Origin of the sequence: Pseudomonas sp. RGB, from assembly GCF_007713445.1 — a bacterium.
Classification (GTDB): domain Bacteria; phylum Pseudomonadota; class Gammaproteobacteria; order Pseudomonadales; family Pseudomonadaceae; genus Aquipseudomonas.
The window spans coordinates 159,975-182,720 of record NZ_VMSH01000001.1; the positions used below are offsets into that span (position 1 = coordinate 159,975).

18 protein-coding genes and 1 pseudogene are annotated in these 22,746 nt (G+C 57.5%); 13 read left to right on the top strand and 6 right to left on the bottom strand.

Annotation, left to right across the window (positions count from 1 at the left end):
• The first annotated feature begins 129 nt into the window (after window positions 1-129).
• From FPT15_RS00720 to yccS, 7 genes are all read left to right on the top strand, one after another.
• Window positions 130-1,572, top strand: a complete 1,443-nt coding sequence (locus FPT15_RS00720) for a TldD/PmbA family protein (protein ID WP_145157588.1) — start codon at window positions 130-132, stop codon at window positions 1,570-1,572.
• On the top strand, window positions 1,572-2,888 hold the full coding sequence (locus tag FPT15_RS00725; RefSeq protein ID WP_145157591.1) for a TldD/PmbA family protein: 1,317 nt from the start codon (window positions 1,572-1,574) through the stop codon (window positions 2,886-2,888). The genes FPT15_RS00720 and FPT15_RS00725 overlap by 1 nt, the downstream gene beginning before the upstream one ends.
• 297 nt (window positions 2,889-3,185) lie before the next feature.
• Window positions 3,186-4,076 carry an alpha/beta fold hydrolase gene (locus FPT15_RS00730; protein ID WP_145157595.1) on the top strand — a complete coding sequence of 297 codons (891 nt, stop codon included), beginning with the start codon at window positions 3,186-3,188 and terminating at the stop codon, window positions 4,074-4,076.
• Between the two features lie 36 nt (window positions 4,077-4,112).
• On the top strand, window positions 4,113-5,540 hold the full coding sequence (gene mdtD, locus FPT15_RS00735) for a multidrug transporter subunit MdtD (protein ID WP_145157597.1): 1,428 nt from the start codon (window positions 4,113-4,115) through the stop codon (window positions 5,538-5,540).
• A 130-nt stretch (window positions 5,541-5,670) separates the two neighbouring features.
• Window positions 5,671-7,008, top strand: coding sequence for an ATP-dependent RNA helicase DbpA (gene dbpA / locus FPT15_RS00740; protein WP_231999012.1), 1,338 nt, complete (start codon window positions 5,671-5,673; stop codon window positions 7,006-7,008).
• Window positions 7,009-7,188: 180 nt separating this feature from the next.
• Window positions 7,189-8,367 (top strand): NAD(P)/FAD-dependent oxidoreductase, encoded by a 1,179-nt coding sequence (locus FPT15_RS00745; RefSeq protein ID WP_145157600.1) that lies wholly within the window; start codon window positions 7,189-7,191, stop codon window positions 8,365-8,367.
• A 215-nt stretch (window positions 8,368-8,582) separates the two neighbouring features.
• Window positions 8,583-10,766: a YccS family putative transporter gene (yccS, locus tag FPT15_RS00750; protein WP_145157603.1), complete on the top strand. Its 2,184-nt coding sequence runs from the start codon at window positions 8,583-8,585 to the stop codon at window positions 10,764-10,766.
• Window positions 10,767-11,025: 259 nt separating this feature from the next.
• Here yccS and FPT15_RS00755 read toward each other — a convergent pair whose 3' ends face one another.
• On the bottom strand, window positions 11,026-11,763 hold the full coding sequence (locus tag FPT15_RS00755; protein WP_145157606.1) for an ABC transporter substrate-binding protein: 738 nt from the start codon (window positions 11,761-11,763) through the stop codon (window positions 11,026-11,028).
• 198 nt (window positions 11,764-11,961) lie between these two features.
• Between FPT15_RS00755 and FPT15_RS00760 the strand changes: the two genes are divergently transcribed.
• Window positions 11,962-12,414, top strand: a complete 453-nt coding sequence (locus tag FPT15_RS00760; protein WP_145157608.1) for a GNAT family N-acetyltransferase — start codon at window positions 11,962-11,964, stop codon at window positions 12,412-12,414.
• A 105-nt stretch (window positions 12,415-12,519) separates the two neighbouring features.
• Here the strand turns inward: FPT15_RS00760 and FPT15_RS00765 are convergent, their stop codons facing one another.
• The 3 genes from FPT15_RS00765 to FPT15_RS00775 are packed head-to-tail and all read right to left on the bottom strand — an operon-like array spanning window position 12,520 to window position 15,484.
• Entirely contained in the window at window positions 12,520-12,816 is a 297-nt protein-coding gene (locus FPT15_RS00765; RefSeq protein ID WP_106575620.1) for a helix-turn-helix domain-containing protein, read from the bottom strand.
• A 19-nt stretch (window positions 12,817-12,835) separates the two neighbouring features.
• On the bottom strand, window positions 12,836-13,336 hold the full coding sequence (locus FPT15_RS00770) for a M48 family metallopeptidase (RefSeq protein WP_094949103.1): 501 nt from the start codon (window positions 13,334-13,336) through the stop codon (window positions 12,836-12,838).
• A 42-nt stretch (window positions 13,337-13,378) separates the two neighbouring features.
• On the bottom strand, window positions 13,379-15,484 hold the full coding sequence (locus tag FPT15_RS00775; protein ID WP_145157610.1) for a bifunctional diguanylate cyclase/phosphodiesterase: 2,106 nt from the start codon (window positions 15,482-15,484) through the stop codon (window positions 13,379-13,381).
• A gap of 309 nt (window positions 15,485-15,793) precedes the next feature.
• Between FPT15_RS00775 and FPT15_RS00780 the strand changes: the two genes are divergently transcribed.
• Window positions 15,794-16,459, top strand: a complete 666-nt coding sequence (locus tag FPT15_RS00780; RefSeq protein WP_145157612.1) for a polysaccharide lyase family 7 protein — start codon at window positions 15,794-15,796, stop codon at window positions 16,457-16,459.
• A gap of 47 nt (window positions 16,460-16,506) precedes the next feature.
• Here the strand turns inward: FPT15_RS00780 and FPT15_RS00785 are convergent, their stop codons facing one another.
• Window positions 16,507-16,905 (bottom strand): hypothetical protein, encoded by a 399-nt coding sequence (locus FPT15_RS00785; RefSeq protein ID WP_372241429.1) that lies wholly within the window; start codon window positions 16,903-16,905, stop codon window positions 16,507-16,509.
• 647 nt (window positions 16,906-17,552) lie between these two features.
• Here FPT15_RS00785 and FPT15_RS00790 point away from each other — a divergent pair.
• A complete protein-coding gene (locus tag FPT15_RS00790; RefSeq protein WP_145157614.1) occupies window positions 17,553-17,846 on the top strand; it encodes a fructose-bisphosphate aldolase in 294 nt (97 codons plus the stop codon).
• Window positions 17,847-18,029: 183 nt separating this feature from the next.
• Here FPT15_RS00790 and FPT15_RS30285 read toward each other — a convergent pair.
• Window positions 18,030-18,134 (bottom strand): annotated as a pseudogene (locus FPT15_RS30285) (fructose-bisphosphate aldolase); the annotation flags it as partial.
• 632 nt (window positions 18,135-18,766) lie between these two features.
• Here FPT15_RS30285 and FPT15_RS00800 point away from each other — a divergent pair.
• Genes FPT15_RS00800 through FPT15_RS00810 form a run of 3 tightly spaced genes read left to right on the top strand, consistent with a single transcriptional unit; the run spans window position 18,767 to window position 22,659 of the window.
• Complete coding sequence (locus tag FPT15_RS00800; RefSeq protein WP_145157619.1) at window positions 18,767-19,846, top strand: SagB family peptide dehydrogenase; 1,080 nt, start codon at window positions 18,767-18,769, stop codon at window positions 19,844-19,846.
• 10 nt (window positions 19,847-19,856) lie between these two features.
• On the top strand, window positions 19,857-21,458 hold the full coding sequence (locus tag FPT15_RS00805; protein ID WP_218570652.1) for a carbamoyltransferase C-terminal domain-containing protein: 1,602 nt from the start codon (window positions 19,857-19,859) through the stop codon (window positions 21,456-21,458).
• Complete coding sequence (locus tag FPT15_RS00810; protein WP_256676299.1) at window positions 21,448-22,659, top strand: MFS transporter; 1,212 nt, start codon at window positions 21,448-21,450, stop codon at window positions 22,657-22,659. Before FPT15_RS00805 ends, FPT15_RS00810 begins: the two co-directional genes overlap by 11 nt.
• The last annotated feature ends 87 nt before the right edge of the window (window positions 22,660-22,746 follow it).

Sequence of the window (22,746 nt, forward strand, 5' to 3'; positions counted from 1 at the left end):
CAACGCGGGGCAAGCCCGCTCGCCACAACACGCCCGCTCGCCACAGGTGATCGCCTGTCCTTGATCAGCTCCCAGCCCAGGCCTACTCTATTTGCCTGCCCGCGATGAGCCGCCCACAAGGAAGGCCCCATGTTCGATCACCACGCCACTCTCAAAAAGCACTTCAGTGCCCTGCGCACCCGCGCCGAATTTTTCTCGCTGCGTTACGTCCGCGAATCCGGCCAATACCTGTCGGTCCGCAAGAACGTCGCCGAGCCGCCACACCTGAACCACGACGAGGGCGCCATGCTCACCGTGCGTCTCAACGGCGTGGAAGCCTACGCCGCCACAAACGACATCTCGCTTGCCGGCCTGCAAGCCGCCCTTGAGCGCGCTGAACAGCAAGCCCGGCGGATCTTGCCCCACGCCCTGCTCGACCTGCACACGCAGCCGGTCTCCAGTGACGTCGCCGACTACCTGTCACCGGACCTCGACCAGCCCTTCCCGTCCTTGAGCGACTGCTACCAACTGTTGGGCGATGAGTCTGCCAGCGTGCCCAAGGACGAGCGCCTGGTCAGCTGGGAAGTCAGCCTGGGCACCACCCGCGTGGAGCAGATCTACCTCAACAGCGCCGGTGCCGAACTGCGCCAGGCTCAGCGTTTCGTCTACCCGGGCCTGAGCGTCACCGCGTTTGACGGCAACGACAGCCAGACCCGCACCCTGGGCGGCACCAACTTCGGCCAGCAAGGCAGTGCGAACGTGATTCGCCGCTTCGGCCTGGCCGGCGCCGCCCGCCAGGTGGCCGACGAAGCCCTGCAACTGCTGCTCGCGCCCAACACACCCAACGGCCCGCGCGACCTGCTGCTGATGCCCGACCAGATGATCCTGCAGATCCACGAGTCCATCGGCCACCCGCTGGAGCTGGACCGCATCCTCGGTGATGAGCGCAATTACGCCGGCACCAGCTTTGTGAAGGCCAGCGATTTTGGCCACCTGCAATACGGCTCGCCCTTGCTCAACGTGACCTTCGACCCGGACATCCCCGAGCAGCTCGCCAGCTACAGCCATGACGACGACGGCACCCGCGCCACCAGGCAGTTCCTGATCCGTGACGGCTTGCTGCTCAAGCCGTTGGGCGGCGCGCTGTCGCAATTTCGCTCGGGGCTCGGCGGCGTCGCTAACAGCCGAGCGTGCAGCTGGAACCGCGCGCCGATCGACCGCATGGCCAACTTGAACATCGAGGCCGGCGACAAAACCCAGGCCGAGCTGATCAGCGGCATCGAGCACGGCATTCTGATGAGCACCAACCGCTCATGGTCCATTGATGATGCGCGCAACAAGTTCCAGTTCGGCTGCGAGTGGGGCCAACTGATCGAAAACGGCGAGCTTAAAGGCGTGGTGAAGAACCCCAACTACCGTGCGATTTCCGCGCAGTTCTGGCGCAAGCTCAGCGCCGTCGGCGACGCCAGCACGTTCAAGGTGTTGGGCACGCCGAACTGCGGCAAAGGCGAGCCCAACCAGGTGATTCGCGTGGGTCACGCGTCACCGGCGTGCGTGTTCAGTGATGTCGACGTATTTGGGGGAGATGCCTGATGAACAACTTCAAGGCACTGGTGGACTGGCTCAAGCAGGCCATCACCGATAAGGAACAATTTCACCTCGGCTACGCAGACGAATCATCCGAGTTCGTACGCTTCAACCACGCCCAGGTGCGCCAGGCCGGCCAGGTGCAACAGGCCAGCCTGAACCTCAAGCTTATCAACGACGGCCGCCACGCCGACCTCGGCATTACCTTGGCCGGTGAGCCGGAACTGGACCGCCAGCGCCTCGCCGATGGCCTGCAACAGTTGCGCGAAACCTTGCCTTTGCTGCCACAGGACCCGTACCTGCTGCTGAACCACAACGCCTGGCAAAGCCATAACGAGCAGTTACGACCGCTGCCGGAACTGGCCCAGGTGCTGGAAGACATCAGCCAGGCCGCAAAAGGCGTGGACCTGGTCGGCTTCTACGCTGCTGGCCCGATCACCCGAGGGTTCGCCAGTTCGGACGGTGCGTTCGGCTGGCATCAGGCCAACAGCTTCAACTTCGATTTCAGCCTGTTCCACGCCAACGGCGAAGCGGTCAAAGCCAGCTACGCCGGGCACACCTGGGACAGCGCCGAATTCAGCGCACGCTTGCAGCAGGCGCGCGAGCAACTAGAGTTTCTTGGCCGCCCACTGCACAAGCTCGCCCCCGGGCAGTACCGCGCCTACCTCGCCCCCGCGGCGCTGGAAGAAATCATCAGCATCATCACCTGGGGCGGGTTTTCCGCTCAGGCCATCGCCAGCAAAGCCAGCTCGTTGCAAAAGCTGTATGCCGGTGAGCAGTCGTTGAGCCCATTGGTCAAAGTCGATGAGCAGATCAGCGGCTCGCTGAGCCAGGCGTTCTCCACCGAAGGCTACCCGCGCGGGGATGTGACGCTGATCAACGCGGGCAAGGCCGAGGGCCAGTTGATCAACTCGCGCAGCGCCGCCGAATACGGCCTGAGCACCAACGGCGCCAGCAGCGACGAGTCGCCCAGCGCCTTGCAGATGGCGGCGGGCAGCCTCGCCCAGGCCGATATCCTCAAGCAGTTGGGTACCGGGCTGTACATCAGCAACCTGTGGTACCTGAACTATTCGGATTTGCCGGCCGCCCGCCTGACCGGCATGACGCGCTTTGCCACGTTCTGGGTGGAAGACGGCGAGATCAAGGCGCCGGTCAGCACCATGCGCTTTGATGACAGCGTCTACAACTTGCTCGGTTCGCAACTTGAAGCGCTGACTGCTGAGCGGGAGCTGTTGTTGTCGGCGAGTACGTATAGCCAGCGCAATACCGCGTCCAACTTGTTGCCAGGCGCGTTGGTCAAACGCCTGACTCTCACCTTATAAGCACTGCGACTCCCCTGTGGGAGCTGGCTTGCCTGCGATAGCATCACTGCGGTGTCACTGATACACCGAGGTGACTGCATCGCAGGCAAGCCAGCTCCCACACTGTTCTGTGCTCGTTCCTTACACCCTCGTTTAGCTCCTTCCTACCGAAAAATCCCATCTCATACTTCTCCCCGTGCGGCATGTTGTCGCCCGTAAAAAACCTCGTTATAACGGTTAGTGGCACCCCGCCACCAACCCCACGTGTGCGCACGTGATGCATGACCTTGCCTGGATTGGGCAAGCTGGAGCGTTGACATGGACCATGGAAGTTTTGTCATAGAAGGGCTGTTCAAACACTACAACGTTCACGTTGAGCAGCTTGGTAACGATTCGGAAAAGAAAACCGTCCTGATGGTCAATGGGGCACTGTCCACCACCCGCTCCTTCGCCCGCACCAGCAAGTGCCTGGCGGAACACTTCAATGTGCTGCTGTTCGATCTGCCGTTCTCCGGCCTTTCGCGCGAGTACAACAGCAACCTTGACCTGGTCACCAAAGACGACGAAGTCCAAATCCTGCGTGCCCTGGTGGAACGCTTCCAGGTCAGCCACCTGGTGTCGGCCTCCTGGGGCGGCATCTCCACGCTGCTGACCCTGGCGCACAACCCGCCCTCTATCGAAAGCTCGGTGGTGATGGCCCTGGCGCCCAACCTCAACCAGGCCATGCTCGACTATGTGGAGCGCGTGCGCGTGCTGATCGAAGCGGATGACAAGTCTGCCGTTGGCCACCTGCTCAACGAGACCGTTGGCAAGTACCTGTCACCGCGCCTCAAGCGCAATAACCACCGGCACCTGTCGAACATGGCCACCACCGAGTACCGCCAGGCGCGCTTTCATATCCACCAGGTGCTGGGCCTGGGCGATGGCAATTACCTGCCGGCGCTCACGCAGATCGAAACGCCGGTGCATTTCATCAACGGCGCGCTGGATGAGTACACCCCGGCCGCGGAGGCCCAACTGTTCAAAAAATACGTAGGCCGCAGCACCTTCGCCGTCGCCGAACACACCGGCCACTTGCTCGACCTTGAATCCCGCGAGGCTGCGCTGGCGGTGCACCGGGCGCTGCTGGATTTCCTCGTCGGAGCGCACGCGACATTGTCAGATTTAGACGAACCGCCAGTGGGAAAAGGAGCGACGGATGGCGCATAATCGCCGACACATAGCCTGCTAACAAAAAGGTAGCTCATGCCCAATCGCGCCCCTCTCGACGCCAAGACCGCCCGCTGGCTCCCCTGGGTGGTGGCGATTGCCTTCTTCATGCAGTCGCTGGATGGGACGATTCTCAACACGGCACTGCCGGCCATGGCCCGGGACCTCGCGGAAAACCCGCTGCGCATGCAAGGCGTGGTGATTGCTTACATGCTCACCGTCGCCTTGCTGATCCCGGCCTCGGGTTGGGTCGCCGACCGGTTCGGCACCAAGAAAATCTTCTTTGGCGCGATCATGCTGTTCAGCATTGGCTCGCTGCTGTGCGCCCTGTCCAGCAGCTTGACCATGTTGGTAGGCGCGCGGGTCATCCAGGGCTTGGGCGGCGCGCTGATGCTGCCGGTGGGGCGGCTGGTGGTCTTACGCGCTTATCCGCGCTCCGAGCTGGTGCGGATCATGGGCTTCATTACCATTCCCGGCCTGCTCGGCCCGTTGCTCGGCCCGACCATGGGCGGCTGGATGGTGCAATACCTGACCTGGCACTGGATCTTCCTGATCAACCTGCCGGTGGGCATGATCGGTTGCTACGCCGTGTGGAAACTCATCCCCGACCTGCGCGGCAGCGAGCGCACGCGTTTCGACAGCGTGGGGTTCGTGCTGTTTGGCGCGGCGATGGTGCTGATCACCATCGCCATGGAAGGCCTGGGCGAACTGCACTTGCCGCATTTGCGCGTGATGTTGCTGCTGTTTGGCGGGCTGGCGTGCCTGGCGGCGTATTGGCTGCGCGCCGGGCATATCGACAACCCGCTGTTCTCGCCGGTGCTGTTCAAGACGCGCACCTTTGCCGTGGGCATTCTCGGCAACCTGTTTGCGCGGCTCGGCAGCGGCGCGCTGCCGTTCCTGGTACCGCTGCTGTTGCAGGTGGCGCTGGGTTATTCGCCCTCGGAAGCCGGGATGAGCATGTTGCCGCTGGCGGCGGCGGCGATGTTTGCCAAGTCCATCGCCCGGCCGTTGATCGAGCGCCTGGGCTACCGCATCGTGCTGACCGGCAACACCCTGGCGCTGGGCATCATGCTGGCGAGCATGGGCCTGGTCAGCGAGCAGACGCCCTATCCGCTTCTACTGGGAATGCTGGCGGTGCTGGGCGCGATCAACTCCTTGCAGTTCACCGCGATGAACACCGTCACCCTGATCGACCTCGATGACGCCCAGGCCAGCAGCGGCAACAGTTTGCTCTCGGTGGTGGCGCAACTGTCCCTGAGCCTTGGGGTAGCGTGCGCCGGTGCGCTGCTCGGCGGTTTTACTGCCGAAGCGGGCAACGACGGGGTGGAAAGCGTGCTCGGCGCGTTCCAGCTGACCTTTCTCACCGTGGGCATCATGGCGATGCTGGCGGCGGCGATCTTCCTGCAACTGTCGCCCACCGACGGCAAACGCGCGGTCAGCCCAGAGCACGACATCGAGCATTAACAGGCTTCTCGTCTAGAACTTGCGGGGAAATTCCCACGAGACTGGTACACTGCGCGACATTTTGTTTTGCAGAGCCAGTCCCGTGACTACCATCGCCACCGCTTTTAATACTTTGCCGCTCTCCGCCGCCATGCTGGCTAACCTCGACTCGCTGGGTTATGTCGAGATGACGCAGATCCAGGCGCAAAGCTTGCCGGTGATCCTCAAGGGGCTGGACCTGATTGCCCAGGCCAAGACCGGCAGCGGCAAAACTGCCGCCTTCGGTATCGGCCTGTTGAACCCGATCAACCCGCGCTACTTCGGCTGCCAGGCGCTGGTGATGTGCCCGACGCGTGAGCTGGCCGACCAGGTCGCCAAGGAAATCCGTCGCCTGGCGCGTGCCGAAGACAACATCAAGGTGCTGACCCTGTGCGGCGGCGTGTCCCTCGGCCCGCAGATTGCCTCGCTGGAACACGGCGCCCACGTCATCGTCGGCACCCCGGGCCGTATCCAGCAGCACCTGCGCAAGGGTTCGCTGGTGCTGGACGGTTTGAACACACTGATCCTCGACGAAGCTGACCGCATGCTCGACATGGGCTTCTACGACGCCATCGAAGACATCATCAGCAAGACCCCGCCACGCCGCCAGACCCTGCTGTTCTCGGCCACCTACCCGGTGAGCATCAAGCAGCTGGCCTCCAAGTTCATGCGCGCGCCGCAGCAAGTGAAGGCTGAAGCGTTCCACTCCGACGACCAGATCGAGCAGCGTTTCTACGAGATCTCGCCGGAAGAGCGCATGGACGCCGTGACCAAGGTGCTCGCGCATTTCCGCCCGGCCTCGTGCGTGGCGTTCTGCTTTACCAAGCAGCAAGTGCAGGAAACCGTGGATCACCTGACGTCCAAAGGCATTTCCGCCGTCGGCCTGCATGGCGACCTGGAACAGCGCGACCGTGACCAGGTACTGGCGATGTTCGCCAACCGCAGCACCTCGGTGCTGGTCGCCACCGACGTGGCCGCGCGTGGTCTGGACATTGACTCGCTGGACATGGTGATCAACGTCGAACTGGCCCGCGACTCGGAAATCCACATTCACCGTGTAGGCCGTACCGGCCGCGCGGGCGAAACCGGCATCGCCATCAGCCTGGTGGCGCCGTCCGAAGCGCACCGCGCCCAGGCCATCGAGCAACTGCAGAAGTCGCCGCTGAACTGGGACCAGCTGGACAACCTCAAGCCACAAAGCGGCGGCCCGTTGCTGCCGCAGATGAGCACCCTGTGCATCGCCGCCGGCCGTAAAGACAAGGTTCGCCCGGGCGACATCCTCGGCGCATTGACCGGTGACGCCGGCATCCCCGGTGCCCAGGTCGGCAAGATCGCGATCTTCGACTTCCAGGCCTTTGTGGCCGTGGAACGCGGGATCGCCAAGCAGGCGCTGCAGCGTTTGAATGACGGCAAGATCAAAGGCCGTTCGTTGCGCGTGCGCATCCTGTAACAGCACCGCGTAGCCACTGTGGGAACCGAATCAATGTGGGAGCTGGCTTGCCTGCGATAGCATCACTTCGGTGTAACTGATATACCGAGGTGCCTGCATCGCGGGCAAGCCCGGCTCCCACAGAAGCCAGCTCCCACATTTGATTGCATTTCAGATCAATTTTTTTGTGAGGACATTGCTGTGCGCTCGACCGAAGTTGTGATCATTGGCGCCGGCGCCGCAGGCTTGATGTGCGCGCTGACGGCCGCCGGGCGTGGGCGCAAGGTGATGTTGATCGACCACGCGAACAAGGCCGGCAAAAAGATCCTGATGTCCGGCGGTGGCCGCTGCAATTTCACCAACATGTACACCGAGCCGGCCAACTTCCTCTCGCACAACGCGCATTTCTGCAAGTCTGCCCTGGCCCGCTACACCCAATGGGATTTCATCGGGCTGGTGGCCAAGCACGGCGTGCCGTACCACGAGAAAAAGCTCGGCCAGTTGTTCTGCGATAACAAGTCCAGCGACATCCTCGGCATGCTGCTCGATGAATGCATTCAAGCCGGCGTGAGCATGCACCTGGACACGTCGGTTCAGGAGATTGCCAAGCTGCAAGCCGGTTATCAGTTGCAAACCACCCTGGGTGAGCTGCGCTGCGAATCCCTGGTGATCGCCACGGGCGGCCTGTCGATTCCGACCCTGGGCGCTACCGGGTTCGGATATCAGGTAGCCAAGCAGTTCGGCCACGAACTGCTGCCGACCCGCGCTGGGTTGGTGCCGTTTACCATCACCGACCAGCTCAAGGACTTGTGCGGCGAGCTGTCCGGCACCTCGGTGGACTGCCTGGTCAGCTGCAACGACCAGAGTTTTCGCGAGAACATCCTGTTTACTCACCGCGGCCTGAGCGGGCCGGCGATCCTGCAGATTTCCTCGTACTGGGAAACCGGCGACACAGTGGAAATCAACCTGCTGCCCGACCACGACGCCCACGCCTGGCTGCAACAGCAACAGGTCGAGCGCCCCAACAGCGAGTTGAAAACCCTGCTGGGTGAGATCTTCACCAAGAAGATGGCCAACCTGCTGGCCGACACCTGGTTTGCATCCAAACCGATGAAGCAGTACACCCACGCCGAAATCGCCGACATCGCGCAAAAGCTGTCGAGCTGGCAACTGGTGCCGGCGGGCACTGAAGGCTATCGCACGGCCGAGGTAACGCTGGGTGGCGTTGACACGCGCGAAGTGTCGTCCAAGACCATGGAATCGCTGAAAAGCCCGGGGCTGTACTTCATCGGCGAAGTGCTGGATGTGACCGGTCACCTGGGCGGGTTCAACTTCCAGTGGGCCTGGGCGTCGGGCTACGCCGCCGCGCAATACGCCTGACGCCGCTTAAACCTTGAAATGCAAAACCCTGTGGAAGCTGGCTTGCCTGCGATAGCGGTGGTGAATCCAACATCGCTATCGCAGGCAAGCCAGCTCCCACATGTGTCTTGTGGTGTGCCTGGAAGTTATTTTGCGCATCGATGTGATCGCTACGCTTGCCGTGGCGTCCTTGATAGCTCAATTTAGCGGCATCGTCCCGGAAGACTCCAGACTTCATGTCATCGACCTCGTTCAAGCAGTCCATGCGGCGCCTGTGGGCGCTGGATAAATTCAGCTACAGCGTACGGGTGTTCATCGCCCTCACCGGCAGCATGGCGCTGTGCTGGTATCAGGACGAAATGACGCTGCTGATCCCGCTGTTCCTGGGGATTATCGCCAGCGCCCTGGCCGAGACCGATGACAGTTGGCAAGGCCGCCTCAACGCTCTGGCGGTGACGCTGGTGTGTTTCAGCATCGCCGCGCTGTCGGTGGAACTGCTGTTCCCTTACCCGTGGATGTTCGCAATCGCCCTGGCCCTGGCCAGTTTCTGCCTGACCATGCTGGGTGCGCTGGGCGAACGCTATGGCGCGATTGCTTCGGCGACGCTGATTCTGTCGGTGTACACCATGATTGGTGTGGACCAGCGCGGTGGCGCCGTCTCTGATTTCTGGCATGAGCCGCTGCTGCTGGTGGCCGGTGCTGCCTGGTATGGCGTGCTCTCGGTGCTGTGGCAGGTGCTGTTTTCCAACCAGCCGGTGCAGCAAAGCCTGGCGCGGCTGTTTCGCGAGTTGGGGCGTTATCTCAAGCTCAAATCGTCGCTGTTCGAACCGATCCGCCAGTTGGACGTGGAAGCGCGCCGCCTGGAACTCGCCCAGCAAAACGGGCGCGTTGTGGCAGCGCTGAATGCGGCGAAGGAAATCATCCTGCACCGCGTGGGCAATGGTCGGCCCGGCTCGAAGGTCAGCCGCTACTTGAAGCTGTACTTCCTCGCCCAGGACATCCACGAACGCGCCAGCTCCTCGCACTACCCGTACAACGCCCTGGCTGACGCCTTTTTCCACAGCGACGTGCTGTTCCGCTGTCAGCGCCTGCTGCGCCAGCAAGGCAAGGCCTGCCAGACCCTGGGCGAGTCGATCCAGCTGCGCCAGCCGTTCATTTACGACGACAGCTTCGCCGAAGCGCTGGGCGACCTGAATGCCTCGCTGGAACACCTGCGCATCCAGAGCAACCCGGCGTGGCGCGGTCTGCTGCGCTCGTTGCGCGCCCTGGCAGCCAACCTGTCGACCCTCGACCGCCTGCTCGGCGACGCCAGCAACCCCGACGCCCTCGCGGACGCCACCGACAGCAACCTGCTGGACCGTGCGCCACGCAACCTCAAGGAAATGTGGACGCGCCTGCGCACGCAACTGACGCCGACCTCGCTGCTGTTCCGCCATGCCTTGCGCCTGGCCCTGGCGCTGACCATCGGCTACGGCACCCTGCATGCGATTCACGCCTCCCAGGGTTATTGGATCATCCTCACCACCCTGTTCGTGTGCCAGCCCAACTACGGCGCCACCCGGCGCAAACTCGGCCAACGGATCATCGGCACGGCCATCGGCCTGACCGTGGCCTGGGCACTGTTCGACCTGTTCCCAAGCCCGCTGGTGCAATCGCTGTTCGCCATCGCCGCCGGCCTGGTGTTCTTTATCAACCGCACCACCCGCTACACCCTGGCCACGGCGGCAATCACCTTGATGGTGTTGTTCTGCTTCAACCAAGTGGGTGATGGCTACGGGCTGTTCCTGCCACGGCTGTTCGATACGCTGATTGGCAGCCTGATCGCGGGCCTGGCGGTATTCCTGTTCCTGCCGGACTGGCAGGGCCGGCGCCTGAACAAAGTGCTGGCCAACACCCTGACCTGCAACAGCATCTACCTGCGCCAGATCATGCAGCAATACGCCGCCGGCAAGAGCGACGACCTGGCCTACCGCCTGGCCCGGCGCAACGCGCACAACGCCGATGCGGCGCTGTCCACCACGCTGGCGAACATGCTGATGGAGCCTGGGCACTTTCGCAAAGAAGCTGACGTAGGCTTCCGCTTTTTGGTGCTGTCGCACACCTTGCTCAGTTACCTGTCGGGGCTGGGCGCACACCGCGAAACCCAACTGCCGGCCGAAGTGCGTGAGCACTTGATCGACGGCGCCGGCAACAGCCTGGCAGCGAGCATCGACGAGATCGCCACGGGGCTGGCCAACAAGCAGCCGATCGCAATTCAAAGCGACGCCGAAGAAGCCCTGGCAGCGGACCTGGAGCAGATGCCGGATGAGATCGATGAAGGGCAGCGGTTGGTGCAGACGCAGTTAGCGTTGATCTGCCGGCAACTGGGGCCGCTGCGCACGCTGGCGGCGCACCTGATCAAGGACACGCGCGCGGCTTAATGGCAGCGGTGCTTCCTGTGGCGGGTGGGCTTCCTGTGGCGAGCGGGCTTCTTGTGGCGAGCGGGCTTGCCCCGCGTTGGGGCGCGAAGCGGCCCCAGAAAAGACCGCCACGGTGCATCAGGTAAATCAAGGTGTCAGGTATTGGGGCTGCTGCGCAGCCCAACGCGGGGCAAGCCCGCTCGCCACAAGAAGCCCGCTTGCCACAGGAAGCCCGCTTGCCACGAGAAGCCTGCTTGGCACGATAAAGCATTCACCCCGTTCACATCCCATGCGCCTTCATCAGCCGTGCATAACTGCCATCGACCTTCATCTTGGCAATTTCCCGGTCGAAACCGGCAACAATCTGCGCATGCTCGGGGTTCTTCAGGCTGACCAGAATATGCAGGCTGTTTTCGCTCAACGCCTGGGGTAAAAACTCCACCGCATTGCGCACCCGTGGCGACTCGCGTGCCAGGTAATAGCGGGCGACATATTCGTCTTCCAGCGTCAGCCTCACGCGTTGCGCCGCGAGCATGCGCACGGCCATGGCGAAGTTATGCACCGGCACTTTCTGCAACTGCGCATCCTGGTCGAACGCCGCCGAATAGGCATACCCGCGCACCACGGCGATGGGCTCACCGTGCAGCTGTTCCAGGTTTTGATAGTCGATGGGGTCGTCCCGGCGCTTGATAAACCGCACGCGGTTGAGCAGGTACTCAGCGGAAAATTGCCCCAGTTGCGTGCGCGCCTCGTCGTACCAGGCGTTAATCAACACGTCATAGCGGCCATCACCCACGCCCATCAACGCGCGTGCCCAAGGTACCTGCTCAAAGTCACTGGCGTAGCCGGCGCGCGCCAGGGCCGTGCTGACAATGTCGGTGGCCAACCCACCGTTGATCAATGTCGAATCAGTAAACGGTGGCCAGGCATCCGCCACCAAACGCAGACGTTGTGCGACCGCTGGCGTGGTCAGCAACAACACTCCTATCAAAGCAACGGCACGAGAAAATCGCGGCATGCTTAAAGTCCTTGGCGGGCAGGCAGTGGCTTGATAACAGTAGCTCATCAATGAGCCTGCATTGCAGATTACACAAAGAACCGGGCCGCGCGCGCACGGAATGATGGCAAATTGACGCCATTCACAAAAATGCTGAATTTAGACAGTTCTGACCGTCACGCTTACTATCGGCTCCAGCCATTAACAAGAGAACACACCATGACGGTTAGTTGGGTCTGCAAACACCAGGAAGACTTGGGCAAGGACCAGCTCTACGCCCTTCTGCGCTTGCGCAGCGAGGTCTTTGTCGTTGAACAGCAGTGCGTGTATCCGGACCTCGACGGGCAGGACCTTTCGGGTGATACCCACCACCTGATGGCCTGGAAAGATGACGAGCTGGTGGCCTACCTGCGGCTGCTGGACCCGCAATCCCAGGGCGGTGACGTGGTGATTGGCCGAGTGATCGTCGCGCCAGTGGCACGCGGCACCGGGCTGGGCCATCAAATGATGGAAGAAGCCCTCAAGCGCATTGACGACATCTGGCCTGAAACGCCGATCTTTCTGTCAGCCCAGGCGCATTTGCAGGGGTATTACGGGCGGTACGGTTTTGTGGCGGAGGGTGAGGAATACCTGGAGGACGATATTCCGCACATTGGTATGCGGCGTCAGTGAGGGCGCCATCGCAGACAAGCCAGCTCCCACCTTTGGCAGCGTTCACAACTCAACAGGTGGGAGCGGGCTTGCCTGCGATGAGGCCAGACCAACCACCAGCCGGTGTCAGGGATAACCCAACACCTGCTTGATCGCCCCCAGATTCGCCTCGATCCACTTGCGGTCAATCGCCCCCCAGCTACGAATCCGATAGCGCCCGGCATGATTGCGCGCGCCGTCTTCCTGCTCGAACTCGCACAGGATATCCAGGTCGGCCAATGCCGCAATCGTGTCCTGCGCCGTGCGCCGCGGCATGCCGGTGGCGTCGGTCAACGCCGGGACGCTGCTGGCCAGCCCGCTGTCGATCAGGTACGCCACGTACAGGCGGCGGTAGAAACTGCTTTTGGTCTTGCTCACGTCCATGCTTGGTCGCCTGGTGAGGTTAGGGCTTGCCCTGCAAGTCGCGATACGTGAGGTACACCCGCAGGTCGAATTCCACCTGATGGTAGCCGGGCATCATGTATTCGCAGAGTTTGTAGAACGCCTTGTTGTGGTCCGATTCCTTGAAGTGTGCCAGCTCGTGCACCACGATCATGCGCAGAAATTCCGGCGCCGCCTCTTTGAACAACGCCGCGATGCGAATCTCTTTCTTGGATTTGAGATTGCCGCCCTGCACCCGTGAAATCGTGGTGTGCAGGCCCAAGGCGCGGTGGGTAAGGTCCAGGCGGTTGTCGAACAGCACTTTGTCGATGGCCGGCGCGTTACGCAGGTGTTCCTGCTTCAAGGCCAGGGCATAGCTGTACAACGCCTTGTCACTTTGCACCGCATGGCGCTCGGGGTAGCGTTGCTCCAGGTAGGCGCCCAACTGATCCTTGGCGATCATCTGGCGCACTTGCTCCTGGAGCGCTGCGGGGTAAGCCTGGAGGTATTTCAGCGCGGTCATGGGGTCTGCAACAGGGTTCGAATGGGCGCCAGTGTAGCGAATTCAAAGCAGACGGGGGTGAGACCAATCGGCCACTTCGTCAGCAATCAGGGGCTGAGCCGCCCATGCTCCTTGGACGAACGAGCAACCATTGGCCTTCAGCCACTGCGCCTGCTCGAGTGTTTCCACGCCTTCGGCGATCACCAACACATCAAAATGCCCGCACAACTGGATGATGCTGCGGGCCATCGCGGCGTCCCGCACCGAACCCGGCAGACGCGCCACCAATTGCGGGTCAAGCTTCAACGTGTCGAACTCCAGGTCACGCAGATGGGCCAGGGAACACTGGCCCAAACCAAAGTCATCCAGGGCAATACGCACGCCGATCCGCCGCAGCAACCTGAGCTGCTTGTTGGTTTCATCAAGGTTGCTCATCAAGCTGTCTTCACTGATTTCCACCTCCAGCTGCCGCGCCTGCAACCCATGTCGCTCGAGTACCTGCTGCAGCTGGCCGGCCAGGTTGGGCATGTTGAACTGACTGCTGCTCAGGCTCACGCTCAGCACCAGTTCTTCATCGAAGCTGGTTTGCCAGGCCTGGCGTTGGGCGGCGACCTGCTGGTAGATCCAGGCGCTCAACTGGCTGATCAGCCGCGCTTCTTCGAGCAACGGTAAAAACAAGCCCGGCGGCACATCGCCGACGCTCGGGTGCTGCCAGCGCAACAGCGCTTCGACGCCACGCAAGCGCCCGTCCTCCAGCGAGACCTGGGGCTGGTACACCAAGGTGAAATCCTTGTTTTGAATCGCGGTACGCACGCTGTCTTCAAGCATCAGACGCGAGCGGGCGCGGCCGTTCATTTCCTGATCGTAATAGCGATATTGCTGACGCCCCGCACGCTTGGCTTCGTACATGGCTATATCGGCCGCGCGCAGCAGGCCATTGAGGTCAGAGCCGCAGTCCGGGAAAGTCGCAATGCCAATGCTGACGCCGAGCATCACATCCAAACCGTCGACCTGCTGACACACCGACACGCGCTCGATCAGTTTTTCCGAAATCTTCGCCGCCTGTTCCGGGAATTCCAGCTCCACCAATGCGGTGAACTCATCCCCGCCCATCCGCCCAAGAATGTCGTAGGAACGCAGACACGCCTGCATTTGTTCAGAGACCCAACGCAGCACCCGATCTCCGGCGTCGTGGCCCAACGAATCGTTGACCCGCTTGAAGCCGTCGAGGTCCAGGTAGAGCAGCACCAGCGACTGCTCGTTTCGCTCGCTGCGCAGCAACGTGTTTTCCACTGCCTGGTGAAAGCCGCGTCGGTTCAGCAGGCCGGTCAACGGGTCGGTCACCGCCTGGAACTCCAGTTGCTGGTGCAGATGGCGCACCTCGGACATGTCCAGCACCGTCACGACCATGGCCTTCTGCTCGGCGGGCAACGGCGCGCAGGACAACGCCACCGGCACCTGCTGGCCGCGACTGGTGCGTAAAATGGCGTCGTGCTGGCGCCATGTCTCACCTTTGCGATACGCCTCGTACATCGCAAACCCCAGCCAGGCCGGCACATGGGGCTTTTGCAGGAAGCTCAAAAAGCTTTCGCCCTGCAACTCGGCCATCGTCGCATTCAGCAGCCGAGAAATGGCCGGGTTGGCGTACTCGATCACACTGCCCTCGCCCACCACCAGGATGCCCTCGGCGGCGTTGTCGAGCACCGAGGCGTTAAAGGCGCGCGCGGATTCCAGGTCATGGCTCAGGCGCTGCAAGGCACGGCGGTTGCGCTGGTGTTCCAGCAACGCCTGCACCTTGGGCTTGAGAATGTGTGGGTCGAAAGGTTTGAACAGGTAATCAATGGCGCCGCTGGCATAGCCTTCCAATACGGAGGCAGGCGACTGGGCATGGGCGGTCAGGAAGATAATCGGCGTCATGCGTGTGCGTTGGCTGCCACGCATCAGGCGCGCAACCTCAAAGCCGTCCATGCCGGGCATGCGCACATCCAGCAAGACCAGGTCGACTTCGTGTGCGAGCAGTAACTCCAACGCTTCCAGCCCGGAAGCGGCGGTCATCACGTGCCAATCTTCACGCTGCAAAAGCGCACGCATGCTGATGAGGTTTTCCGGGTAGTCATCAACCACCAGAAGAACCGAACTGCCGTCGCCGGGGTGTGGAGCGCAATCCATGCTACGTCTCTTCCTTGAAGGGCTGTACCGGTCACTTCTGATATAAAAACCGGACAAACACTGAGGCCTCACTCTAGCCCCGGTTCTAAAAAAGCAGAAGTGACCCGGGTGCCATCATTGCGCCAAAGCTCAGGAAGCCGACTAACGGTCAAGCGCTACAGCCCGCGCCCCATGGGAAACATGGCTTTTTGGCATTCCTCTGACGCCAATAAATTGCCAGCAATTGTTTAACAACCGGACGATCACCGCCTATAAAGAACCTGAATGGCCCCCGGGCCAAAGCCTCACCTCTGTAAAAAGGCCAACACCATGATCGACTTTTCCACCTGGAACCTGAGCATTCCGGTCGGCTCGCCGCCCACGACCATCGACACCCCGAAACTGCTTAGCGGCTTCAAGGACCAATATTTCCAGGCCGAAGGCAGCGACGTGCAATTCTGGACACCCGTGACCGGCACCCGCACAGAAAACGCCGTCTACCCGCGCAGCGAATTGCGCGAAACCTACGCCGATGGGCGTTTGCGCAACTGGACGTATACCGACGCCGACAACTTTCTGCGTGCCACGCTGGCCGTTAACCAAGTGCCCTCTTCCGGCAAAGTCGTGATCGGCCAGATACACGCCTATGACAGCCAGAAACCGCTGATCAAGCTGGAATACCAATTCAAGGAAAAGACCCAGACCGGCAACATCGTCGCCAAGGTGCGCATGCGCCCGGATGAAGATGAAGGCCGCGTGATTATCGTGGCCTCCAATGTGCCGCTGGAGAAGAGTTTCACCTACGTGATCAACCTCAATAAAGCCGGGCTGTTGACCGTCGAGGCCGCTGACGGCCAATGGAATGAGCGCATTGGTGCCGCGTGGGGCGCCAAACCGCTGTATTTCAAGGCCGGCGCGTATGTGCAGGACAACAGTGGCAACAGCAAGGAAGGCGCACGGGTGACGTTTGCGAAGCTGGATATTGATCACGAGTAATGATTGAGAGAAGCCCCGGCAATACCGGGGCTTCTGAGAAGAAATATTTATTCAACACACATCAACATGAAACCCATCGACGAATCACCCGCCGGTTTATTATCGCCCACCTTAAGTGTCAAGACATTCACGTAGTTAATTGCTGGCAGACTGCCCAACTTCGCATGGCCATAGAAGATATGATCATTGGAGCTTACATCTGTTACTGAAACTGAACAGAAACGCGGCGGCTGTTTGAAAACGCCGGGCACAAAGCGGACTTTGTATTCTGAGAAGTAATCAGGCTGCGCCGTTAACTTCACCTCTTTCAGCCACTGGGGCGATTGCGCAATGACCTGGCCTTTATTATCAACAGACGCGGTGAATATCCGGCCATCCGCGTAGGCAAAAGACCCCGTTGCCGCCAACACCAGAACAGCGCCAACGACTTTAATAAAATTCATCATCAATTCTCCATCATTGAATATCATCAAGGCCGAACCTTAAATGATTCGATGCCGATAAAAGCGCACTTTCAATGACGCACGACTAAGACAGAAAAACTGGAGAAACAAAGAGAAAATAACATATCTCTTCACGGAAACTTATGATTGTGAATTCGGGGGCCTTTCGATTTGTAGGCAATGTCCGATTAGCTAAAGAACAATTCACCGGTTAATCCAAACGATCAAACCCTTCACTATTCCCTGTGGGAGCCGGGCTTGCACGCGATGGCGGTGGTTCAGCCATTATTTACGTTAACTGACACACCGCCATCGCGGGCAAGCCCGGCTCCCACAGGGGTTAGGCTTTGGCAGAAGGTCCAGTGTTCGTCCTACGCAGCCGTTGCGGCCGGCCAGATCGGCGCTTATAGTTCGCCCCGTCGCTGGCATTGACCGGCGATAGGGTTTCGCAGCCCTACAGAGTTAATTCCGCACCCGTCAAAACTGCCCTGGCGCTCCTACCAACGGCCGTCTTGTTATGGCGGCTGTGCGTGGGAGACCTTCGGGTCTGCCGGGTCTTAACTCCTCGGTCTGCGAACCCGCGTACAGCTGCCACCCAATTTGTTTCGCAGCAAACGGTGGTCATTCTTCTCTCGAGTTAAGGATTCACCATGACCCAACAACTACCACCCCGCCGCTTCACCCCATGCACCGAAACCGCCACCGATTACCCCGTGCTATTAATCGACAGCGACGCCCCACTGCTCGACCTCCACGCCTGCCTGCGCGAACGCCTAAACGCAGCCCTTGAACACCTCAACCTGATCGCCTGCTCCAGCCTGCCGGACTTCGCCGAGCGCGACCTGAATAACATAGCCAACACCGCGCGCATTATGGTGCAGGACGTGAGCGATGTGTTTCGTGTCATCGAACATCGAGGCTTCGATAGGCCAACTGCTGGCTAATCAAGGCCTCACTTCAAAAAAAAACCAGATGTCCCCTATATCGGACATTTTTGGGAAAAGCGTCCCAAATGTCCGCTTTAACGGACATTTCAATAAATACAACAGATAAATCCCGACCATAAATAAGCCCGCATTAGTGCGGGCTTAATTTTTAACATCTGATACTCAGTTCATCTTGGCGTTCTATTCGCCTTTTAAAGAGCGCTGGCACATCGTTCCCTTCAAGATCGGCTGGTTCTTCGAAGAACTACCCGCAGTACCGAACGCATCATAACGCGCAATAGATATCACGTACGCCGGTATCGGCCGCAGGGTAATTGCCAGCCACAGGTCAAAATCAACGTAGGCTCCCCATGGCCATGCTTGGTGTCCTCGACTCAACGCTTCTAGCATTGACCACCCGCGAAAAACATATGTGTACCACGACGTCATTGGGCCCTTGACTTAAATGCAACCAGATATTACAGGGCTGTATAAAAATCAGTATTTTTTAAAACCAATGGTGGGGCTATATGTAGGAAATACCAACCAGAACATTCCGACACGCTTCCGAAAAAACACACAAAGATTCAACTGAAAAACAATAAAACTTCAAAAATTGAAATTGACAATTACAATAGGCACTCATACGGTTTAAGCGCATCGCAACTCTGCGAATGCAATACCCCTGAGGAACTATATATGAAACGAGTAATTATAGAACCGACGCTTAACAATCAGTCAAACGACGCATACCAGACCCCTCACTTCTCAATCAAGACGGTGACTGTGCCCCACTACAAGTTTACTCCCAACGACGGGAGGAGCATTGTCGAAGCTTCAGACAGCAGAAAGCTAGACGTTAAATAATGATGTACCGCCTGGGCTCCGGCCCAGGCAGCCACTAAAAATAAACTTCACTAATAGGTGGTCAGGCGGCTATGTGTACTGCGAAAAAAAAATGGCTCTCGAACGACATATTTCTGGTGCTTAAAGATGGCGCGGCTTATTTGTGGGATTATAGAAATCACGCTCAATATCAAATAAGTACTGGAGAATTTGAGCGGCTAGTGAATTTTTCCGCAGGCGATTACGTATCGGACACAGACGATGACATAGCCATAGACACATCTGGAGTACTGCATGAAGTCAAACCAACCGATGAATGGGGTTGGGACGTGCTATCAAAAATATTCCATATTGGAACATCTCATCCAAATTCGCCAACTCCAGCCAAGCCTGAAATGTACATTGAATACGCTAAAAGCTACTTGAATTTTTGTGAGTCAATACATAAAAACGAACCTAATATTTCTTTAATAAAAGGTGGCGAAAGAACATTACTGCCACCTCCAAACATTTCAGCCATTAAGGAAGCGAGCCTTTGGGAGACCCTTTTGGCACGTCATACATGCCGAGACTTCTTTGATACTTCAGTGTCAATATTGTCACTGGCAACCATACTGTATGGAACTTTAGCAGACAAAAAAGATACCGATTACGACGCTCCGGTTGGCGCTCAAAAGTTCGGCTTCAGAAGGACATCTCCTTCAGCCGGAGGTCTACAGGCGACGGAGGGTTATGTATGGGTACGAAACGTCGAGGATCTCGCACCTGGCATTTATCATTATATAAGTGAGCAGCATACGTTGGAGAAAGTACGTGATCTTCCTCCTGAAGTGATGTCTACTTATTTATGCGGCCAGCACTGGGCAAATAATTTAGCATTCGCAATTTTTTTCACCTCTCGCTTTGACAAGCTTTGGTGGAAATACCCCCACTCTCGTGCCTATCGCCCAATGCTGCTGGACGTTGGACATTTATCACAAACTGCAAATTTGCTAATCACCGCGCTTGGCTTACATCCTTGGTTGACCGGTTACTTTCATGACAAAGAAATAAATGAACTCTTAGACGTAAACCTTCCCTCGGAACAAGTCATTTTTTTGGTGGGGGCGGGGCATGGAACGGGGAGTTCGTACACCACCGAAGTAAGGGAACTGCTAGACGGAATCAGATGAGGGACTGGGCATGTTCAATGTAAAACATGATGACATTGTAATTCTTGGCCTTAAAGATGGACATGACGGGGCAGTAGCTCTCATTATTGGTAACCACTTGGAGTTTTCCGTCGAAGCAGAAAAAGATAACGGCCTTCGTTTTTCAAGTGTGACGGCCGACACACTGTTGAAAATTTTTCACATGATCAATAAACCCGTGGACATAGTAGCTCAGAGTGGATGGAGTACAGGCCTGAGCTCAGAAAGCGACAGCATTGGCGCAGGTTACTCTGGATTAAAGCAGATCATTCATCACAAACGCTCAATATTTGGTCACGACGTTACTTATTTTTCATCTTCCCATGAGCGCTCACACCTTTTATGCGGATACGGGCTCTCCCCCTTCCCACAAGGGCAACCTTGCTACGCATTACTCTGGGAGGGCTACTTCGGTGCATTCTATCGAATCGATGAGAACGTGAATATTATTAAATTAGGTAGTGCACTTGATAACCCCGGGGACAGATTTGCTTTTTTATATGCGCTCGCGGATCCTACTTTTAATCTTGGCGCCGGACAAATTCGTTTGAGTGATGCTGGCAAACTCATGGCGCTCGCTGCTTATGGTGAAAACGGTGAAATTGATGAGGACGCCAAGCACATAATAGCGACACTACTCGACGAGAACTTGAATTTTAGACAGCTTCACAAGCAACATTTCCGCAACAGTGAATATTACAACATTGGACTTGACGACCCTCGACTTGCATCACTTGCACATCACCTGTCAAACGCAATTTTCAATCTATTTCGTGACGCCGTACAGCAACTAGTTTTTGATGATGCCCCTTTATTGATCGTCGGCGGATGCGGATTAAACTGTGACTGGAACTCCAAATGGAAAGAAACACAACTATTCTCTGATGTATTTATTCCTCCGTGCACAAACGACAGTGGATCTGCAATTGGAACTGCGATTGATGCGTTATTGCATACCAAGGGACTTGCTAAGATAACTTGGTCACCCTATGCAGGTGAGCCATCACACACTGACATAGATAGCACCGGCACCTTCATTAGTGAACCCTATGATAGGCGACGTGTTGCGCGATTGCTTCATGAAGGCTGCATATTTGGCTGGGTACAAGGCAGATATGAAATGGGGCCTAGGGCCTTGGGAAATCGCTCAATATTAGCGGCGCCCTACCCTAGAGAAAACCTCGTTAGATTGAACACAATCAAGAAGCGCGAGGGATTTCGGCCTATTGCGCCGATATGTTTAGAAGAATGCATGTCTGAATACTTCTACCCGTCTAACCCCTCACCCTTCATGCTGGAATTTCGCAAAGTTATTTCATCTAAAATTCCAGCTGTAACGCATGTTGATAACTCTGCGCGACCCCAATCAGTGAATGCATCGCAGAATCTTCGCATGCACCAGTTACTGAGCGCCTATCGTGATGTGTCAGGAGTCGGAGTACTTTGTAATACCTCCCTAAACTTTAACGGCCGCGGCTTTATTAATAGGTTGAGCGACCTGTATCGATTCGCCAGAGAACATGAACTCGACGGTTTCGTATTCGAAGACACACTTTTTCTTAATCCAGTGCAGCACAATGAAAATGTCAAGTAAAATCATTTACGTGCAAGCGCTATCTAGCCTATCACTATGGCTTGATATCTTTTTGATCTTCACGGTTCCCGTTTATCTATGGCACGCCTCTCCTTCCTCGATAGCGCTTCTGGCTTTTTGCTTGGGCGCCCCAATGTTGTTTCTTGGCCCTATCGTCGGAACGCTGATAGATCGGCATGACGTAAGGAAAACACTGGTATTTGGCGCCTTACTCCGCACACTATCTACTGTAGCGCTAGCATTGTCTCCAGACCTTCAGAGCTTTCTGTTCTTCGTTTTGTTCAAAGGTGTGTCAAACTTATTATACTTCCCCTCAATAACCATTATGGTTCGACAGCTGATACGCTCTGAAGAGCGTAAATCTTTCTTCAGCTACGTTAGTATATTTGATCAATCCGCCAAAATTTTTGCGCCGCTATTTGCAGGTTTATTAACGCTAGTATTATCACCTAAGGATTTATTCTTTCTGTCTGCTGCCGCCGTTTTATTAACCCTTCCACCCCTAAGGCTTATTTGTCTGACATTCCAAACGCAAATGAACGACTGCTCTACGAACACTCTCTCATTCTATCGCGACATAGCAAGAGGGCTTTCCATATTCAACGCCTTGCCCTTTCAACTACGCATAGGCTTTTTGTATTCCCTACTGACGTCGCTGGCTTTAGGAATTTACGACCCGCATCTGGCGTCCTTTCTAGCCTACGAAGGCTTACCTCCAGTTAATTTTTCAGTAATCGTTTCCGCAACAGCCGGAGGCGCGATAGGTGCCGCGCTGCTGATGAAGTTAAAATTGAACAATGTCGATGAGATTCTACTTCGATCACACGCATTAGCTATTTTCTCCGCAGCATTAATACTGACTGCTGCTTTAGTATTTTTCCAAGTCCCTGGTAGAGCTTACCTCTATCCGTTTGTTTGGTTTGTGAATGGCTTTAGCTATGAGATATTAATAATATCTTCAAACATAATCCTCCAACAATTATGCCCTTCTGAAAATATCGGAAGAGTCTCCATGTCGTTCAGAAGTATCCAAATGCTATGCGTTATAATTGGACCTTCCTTAGGGACACTGCTAATAATCGCAGGCGGTCGCCCAGCGCCTTTTATTTTGGCTGCATGCATGGCTTTTTTAACAGCGTCAGTGTCAATTGCAGTCTATTTATACTTGTACAGAAAACAGCCGCCTCCCCCTATCAGTTAGTGCAGAAGCGAACGATTCATCTGGTGAGCCTCCTGTCACTTAAAAGTGTCTAATCAATTTCCAGCCACAAAAAAGCCCGCATCACTG

Bases quoted from the DNA above. Each gene is read 5' to 3' on its own strand.
- FPT15_RS00775 (WP_145157610.1), bottom strand. From the start codon at position 15,484: ATGGATTGCGCTCCACACCCCGGCGACGGCAGTTCGGTTCTTCTGGTG.
- FPT15_RS00755 (WP_145157606.1), bottom strand. From the start codon at position 11,763: ATGCCGCGATTTTCTCGTGCCGTTGCTTTGATAGGAGTGTTGTTGCTG.
- yccS (WP_145157603.1), top strand. From the start codon at position 8,583: ATGTCATCGACCTCGTTCAAGCAGTCCATGCGGCGCCTGTGGGCGCTG.
- dbpA (WP_231999012.1), top strand. From the start codon at position 5,671: ATGCTGGCTAACCTCGACTCGCTGGGTTATGTCGAGATGACGCAGATC.
- FPT15_RS00810 (WP_256676299.1), top strand. From the start codon at position 21,448: ATGTCAAGTAAAATCATTTACGTGCAAGCGCTATCTAGCCTATCACTA.
- FPT15_RS00730 (WP_145157595.1), top strand. From the start codon at position 3,186: ATGGACCATGGAAGTTTTGTCATAGAAGGGCTGTTCAAACACTACAAC.
- FPT15_RS00770 (WP_094949103.1), bottom strand. From the start codon at position 13,336: ATGACCGCGCTGAAATACCTCCAGGCTTACCCCGCAGCGCTCCAGGAG.
- FPT15_RS00785 (WP_372241429.1), bottom strand. From the start codon at position 16,905: ATGATGAATTTTATTAAAGTCGTTGGCGCTGTTCTGGTGTTGGCGGCA.
- FPT15_RS00720 (WP_145157588.1), top strand. From the start codon at position 130: ATGTTCGATCACCACGCCACTCTCAAAAAGCACTTCAGTGCCCTGCGC.
- FPT15_RS00805 (WP_218570652.1), top strand. From the start codon at position 19,857: ATGTTCAATGTAAAACATGATGACATTGTAATTCTTGGCCTTAAAGAT.
- FPT15_RS00790 (WP_145157614.1), top strand. From the start codon at position 17,553: ATGACCCAACAACTACCACCCCGCCGCTTCACCCCATGCACCGAAACC.
- mdtD (WP_145157597.1), top strand. From the start codon at position 4,113: ATGCCCAATCGCGCCCCTCTCGACGCCAAGACCGCCCGCTGGCTCCCC.
- FPT15_RS00725 (WP_145157591.1), top strand. From the start codon at position 1,572: ATGAACAACTTCAAGGCACTGGTGGACTGGCTCAAGCAGGCCATCACC.
- FPT15_RS00760 (WP_145157608.1), top strand. From the start codon at position 11,962: ATGACGGTTAGTTGGGTCTGCAAACACCAGGAAGACTTGGGCAAGGAC.
- FPT15_RS00800 (WP_145157619.1), top strand. From the start codon at position 18,767: ATGTGTACTGCGAAAAAAAAATGGCTCTCGAACGACATATTTCTGGTG.
- FPT15_RS00780 (WP_145157612.1), top strand. From the start codon at position 15,794: ATGATCGACTTTTCCACCTGGAACCTGAGCATTCCGGTCGGCTCGCCG.
- FPT15_RS00765 (WP_106575620.1), bottom strand. From the start codon at position 12,816: ATGGACGTGAGCAAGACCAAAAGCAGTTTCTACCGCCGCCTGTACGTG.